Genomic DNA, 4842 nt, shown 5'->3' with positions numbered 1-4842 from the left:
CAACTAAATCAGACAACCCTGTTGCTGTCGCATATTTGTTTTGGAATATCAAATAATCACTATAAAGATCAAGCATATCCATTGGATTTCCTCCCTAAAATTAAGAGCGGAATTCTAATGCTTTTTAGTCAGCCAGCAAGTCCCGTGCGTAACATGAGATATTAAGGAGTATTTTGATGGGTTATTTTCAATGCATGTGATCTCGCTGGGTTTTTATCCAGTCATACAATTAATATTCCTATTTCGAGATCTAATATTCAACTACTATAGAATGAAATGCTTGATAAATATAAAGCAGCTAATTCTGTTTCTGTTAGCGAGGTGTAACATAATTAGTCCTGTTAACCTAAATAAGTTCTGGTGATATTTATACATGAGTGAACAAGTTAACGACTGATAATTGTTCTAGCCTGTTTATCAATTTTGTTCTCTATTTGACCCCATTGATCCGGTGGCTAGGAAAACATTGATAGAAGAAGAATATAAGCAGCTTATTAGAACTACTATGGAAAATCAAAGTTAGGCCATTCTGGATTGGGTTTTTAAAATTTTTTTAATTTTATCGCAGTTTTTAAAATAATAAATATACTTATAACAATTTAAAGCTAAAGCATCATTCAACATTTCTACTATCTGCGGTATATTAATTTTATTTCCATTGCTATCGTACCGCTCTTGGTCGACACTAAAAATTTGCTCATCAATAAAATCTTTTTGTTTTACCATCATTAGTGTCAGATAGGATGAAATAGGTATAAATGCGCATGACCCAGGCATACCTAAACCTGGTTTATAAAAGCTATTTTGTGAGATATTAGGATTATTTAAAAAAAATGGATTATCTGAGGTAATAAATGGATATTCTTCATTGGTTTTTATAAGAGCCCAATGCATATTTAAAAAACATGTTTCAATAGTTAAGCTCATTTTTAACATAATATCTAATATTCTATTTTTATGAAGTGCTACGGAGACTTCTCCATTCAATATTGATAATCGATCTTTTTCAATTATGTCATAGCTTTCTCTAATCCCTGCTTTTTTATAAGTTTGATGGAAATATTCTTTATTCTTCGCAGTTATCATTAACTGCTGGGTTAAATCACGACTGTGTTGTTGCTCAATATGCTTAAGATATCCCGGTGTTCTAACAATCAAGAGGCTGAAAAAGGCGGCCAAAGCTTTTCGTCCTTCTAGCTCTGGAAATTTTTGTTCTCGCAATATTTTCAATGGGGTTGCAGCCGGACCTTCGATATTATTTGCAAAATAATTCTCAACTATGTCTATATTTTGTTCGCTATCTTTTACATGATATAATTTATTTGTAAACGCGGTATTAGTAATACTAGAAGACCAAGGATTGTATGGGTTAAATTTATCATATGTCCATATTCTTCCATCCTCTTGATTAGGAAATCCTTCCAAATAGACTTTTGGCAAGTAATGATGGCGTTTTTTAATATTCATAATAATATTAGTATAACGCAAATAGGCCGAGCCAGAAGGTAACATTAAAACAGGGTCATTTTTTCAAAGGCTATTCTCCATTTAAGTTGCGGATTGAAGGAAATCTGGGATAAGGGGGCAGATCTTGTTTTTTGCTTCTTGTTCATAAAGGAAGGGGGAAAAGTAAAGATCTGTCCTTATCCCCATTGAGGCGATGACTACCATTTTTGCATGATAGTTCCAATGGGTCTTTACCCAAGATATATTTTATGTGTTGCAGCGCATAAAACTTATTGTGGTTAGTAGAATATTATGTGCAGTACTACTACTTTTCCATTATTTTTCAAGACTTACTCTCAAAATCACTGCACATAATAATTTTAATAATCAAGAGTTGTTGAATACAACTATGTTAGTGTGATTAGATTTATAATGATTGCAACCACTTTAGCAATGACTTATTTTCCTTCCATGATGGTAATTGAGGTGTTGGAGCTGGAGATACCTTCTCAAGAGCAGCCCGTTTCATTTCAAGGTTTGCTTTGGCATAAATTTCTGTGGTTTTTATATCTACGTGACCTAAGAAGTCACGAATAATATCCAGTGAGATGCCGGCTTGTAACAAATGCATCCCTTTAGTATGCCGCATACTATGTGGACTGATTGACTGATTAAACTCAGAATGTTGTTGCCATACTTGCTGTGCATATTTCTGGAAGATATAACGCACTCCTGAACGTGATAACCGGTTATCATGGTGACTTGTAAACAATGGATGTGAAAATTTATCAGGCGTGATTAGCTGACGTTCCTGCAAATAATTTTGCAAAAGCTCTACTGTATTTTGCATCAATGGCACGATACGTACTTTTCTGCCTTTACCAAAAATACGGAGTTGAGCAGGATTCTTCAATCTCAGATCACCGACAGACATATCAATTAATTCCTGTACACGAGCGCCTGTATCATAGAGTACGCTCAATAACACTATATCCCGACGACCTTCTTGAGTGTTTAAATCAGGTTGAGCCAGTAGTGCAGCCAGGTGCTCTTTAGAAAGATATTCAACTGTTTTACGGACAAATCGCCGTAATGGTATTGATAAAATTTTTTGGCATTGAAATAAATGCTCAGGTGATTCTGCTTGAAGATAGCGGAAGAAAGCATGTAGTGTCGTCAAACGATGATTTACTGTATAAGTTTTACAATGGCGTTGCTGTTCAAGATACTCCAGGAAGGATTCAACTAAAATAATATCAATATGTTCAAGACTCAGTTTTTCTAATGGAATCCCTTTGATATCTCTGCAAAATTGCAAGAGTAAAATAAATACATCCCGATAAGCTTTAACCGGATTGGGGCTTAAGTTACGTTTGCCAACAATATAGTCAGTTAAAAAATGGGTTAAATGAATGGACAAATTTGTAGGTTTCATGATTATCTCCAGTGCGGTATAACACCACCAAATTGTTTGTTCATACGTTCAGTCAAATTAGGAAATAGCTCTGCAGTTAAATGCAGATACTTTTGCGTCCCTGTAAAATCTTGATGACCGAGATAGGCAACTAATAAAGGTAATTTCGCATTTAGATCAGCACCTTCCTCATACCATTGTATAAGCCGATGCACAGCAAATGTGTGACGTAGATCGTGAACTCTGGGACCCTTACCTCGTCCAGCATGTGGTATACCGCATTGATACAAAAGCATTCGAAATTGAAAATAAATCACTGATATGCTCCAGGCTGTTTGTTCTGACGAAGGAAAAAAGAACGACTCATCTGTTTGCTTTTCTAATAAGATACTGGCTATTTGTTCAGAATAAATGCGCAATCGTTCAACCATATTCAGTGCTGGTGGCACTAATCGATCTTTATCATGCTTTGCTTTTCGAACTGTAATGACACCTTGGGATAAATCTACATCACCTAGGCGCAAATTTAATACTTCACTTACTCGAAAACCACAGCTGTATAGCAATCGAAAAATTTCTGGCATTACAAGATGTCGCCATGGTGTTTTTGCAGATGGCTTGATTTGATCTGCTGCATGAATCAATTTGCTGATTTCTTCTCGTGTAAAAATATAGGGCAAGAACGTATGGTTTCTTGGTGAACCAAACGGGGCAGGTACTATATAAGCAGGATAACCCAGTCGAATCATCATCTTGCCCAGTTGACGTACCAAACCAATACGACGCTGATGGGTTGAGGCTTGCTCTTTTGGAAATTTCTCCAACCAACACAACACCAAACTCTCAGGCAAGGCTATTTCTTTAAGTGTTTTTTGACAGAGAAAATGATCAAATTGCTTTAATAGTTTGGGGGCTTCTTTGTATTGACGACCACAAGCGCGCTTTTCTTGGATAAATTGTTTAATCAGTAACGCAATAGGACTCTGATAGTCAATATCATCAGTTGAGTTGAACATGGCTTGTCTCCTCTAAAGATATGGCTACTTCGCGTAACATTTCGACACTGGATTTGGCGTAAATCATCGTACTTGTCATTGATGAATGGCCTAAGATATTAGAAATGACAGGGAATGGAGTACCTTGCTCCAAGAGAAAAGTCGCTAAACTATGTCTCAATGAATGTAATCCTTGATGTTGCTTCCTTCTAAACTGAATACCAGCTAAATCTCGCCAATATTTGACAACCTGGTATAAATGATTACCTTTACTAAAAGGAACATGAGTGGGACTTAATCGTAAAAATATCTCTCGATAATGAGTTTTAGGTCTTCCAAATCGAATATAATCAATCAGCGCATTTCCTACTTCCTCCGTCAAAGGCAAGATTAATGGTTGTTTTGTTTTAGATTGAGTGAGGGACAAAGTTTCTTTTTCCCAATCAATTTGGTCTAAAGTTAAATCGCGGATATCGCCCGTTCGTAATCCTAATCGACAAGCCAACAAAAGAATGGCGTAGTCTCTTTTGCCTTTTGGAGAACTGCGATCCACAGCTGATAATAATTTAACTACTAGGTCTCGATCCCAGGTGGAGGGAATTTTGGCATCGCGTGGAACATGAACAGCAGGGAGTGCTTTGCTTATATCTCGTGTAATAATATCACGTAGAAATAAATACCTTAAGAATTGTCTAATATCCGACACAATCCTAGAAACAGTTTTGTTGCTAAATCGCCATAGTGAGCCAATAAAAGCAGATAAATGTTGTGGTTCGATTTGCTCAAAATTCTGGACTCCTTGTCTTGTAACAAAATCCAGAAGAATACCAACCTGCCTCATTCGTTCATTGATACAATATTTACCAATGCATCGTTTTTCTTCGCAGTATTTTACATACTCACTCATGTTACGCACGGGACTTGCTGGCTGACTAAAAAGCATTAGAATTCCGCTCTTAATTTTAGGGAGGGAATCCAATGGATATG

4 protein-coding genes are annotated in these 4842 nt (G+C 36.3%); all 4 read right to left on the bottom strand.

Annotated features, from left to right (window positions below; genetic code table 11):
• Positions 1-519: 519 nt before the first annotated feature.
• Positions 520-1467, bottom strand: coding sequence for a DUF4238 domain-containing protein (locus tag Lsan_RS12425; RefSeq protein WP_162265605.1), 948 nt, complete (start codon positions 1465-1467; stop codon positions 520-522).
• Between the two features lie 406 nt (positions 1468-1873).
• Positions 1874-2881 carry a site-specific integrase gene (locus Lsan_RS12420; RefSeq protein WP_058514558.1) on the bottom strand — a complete coding sequence of 336 codons (1008 nt, stop codon included), beginning with the start codon at positions 2879-2881 and terminating at the stop codon, positions 1874-1876.
• A 2-nt stretch (positions 2882-2883) separates the two neighbouring features.
• Positions 2884-3876, bottom strand: a complete 993-nt coding sequence (locus Lsan_RS12415) for a tyrosine-type recombinase/integrase (RefSeq protein ID WP_058514557.1) — start codon at positions 3874-3876, stop codon at positions 2884-2886.
• A partial coding sequence (locus tag Lsan_RS12410; protein WP_058514556.1) for a site-specific integrase occupies positions 3860-4842 on the bottom strand: 983 nt, incomplete at its 5' end. The genes Lsan_RS12410 and Lsan_RS12415, both read right to left, overlap by 17 nt.

The sequence above is a fragment of the Legionella santicrucis genome (assembly GCF_001468135.1).
In the GTDB taxonomy this organism is placed as follows: Bacteria; Pseudomonadota; Gammaproteobacteria; order Legionellales; family Legionellaceae; genus Legionella; species Legionella santicrucis.
Note: the sequence above shows the minus strand (reverse complement) of the source record. Positions and strands in the feature narration are given on the sequence as shown.

Excerpts from the sequence above, each read along its gene's own strand:
- Lsan_RS12420 (WP_058514558.1), bottom strand. The coding sequence starts at position 2,881 with ATGAAACCTACAAATTTGTCCATTCATTTAACCCATTTTTTAACTGAC.
- Lsan_RS12425 (WP_162265605.1), bottom strand. The coding sequence starts at position 1,467 with ATGAATATTAAAAAACGCCATCATTACTTGCCAAAAGTCTATTTGGAA.
- Lsan_RS12415 (WP_058514557.1), bottom strand. The coding sequence starts at position 3,876 with ATGTTCAACTCAACTGATGATATTGACTATCAGAGTCCTATTGCGTTA.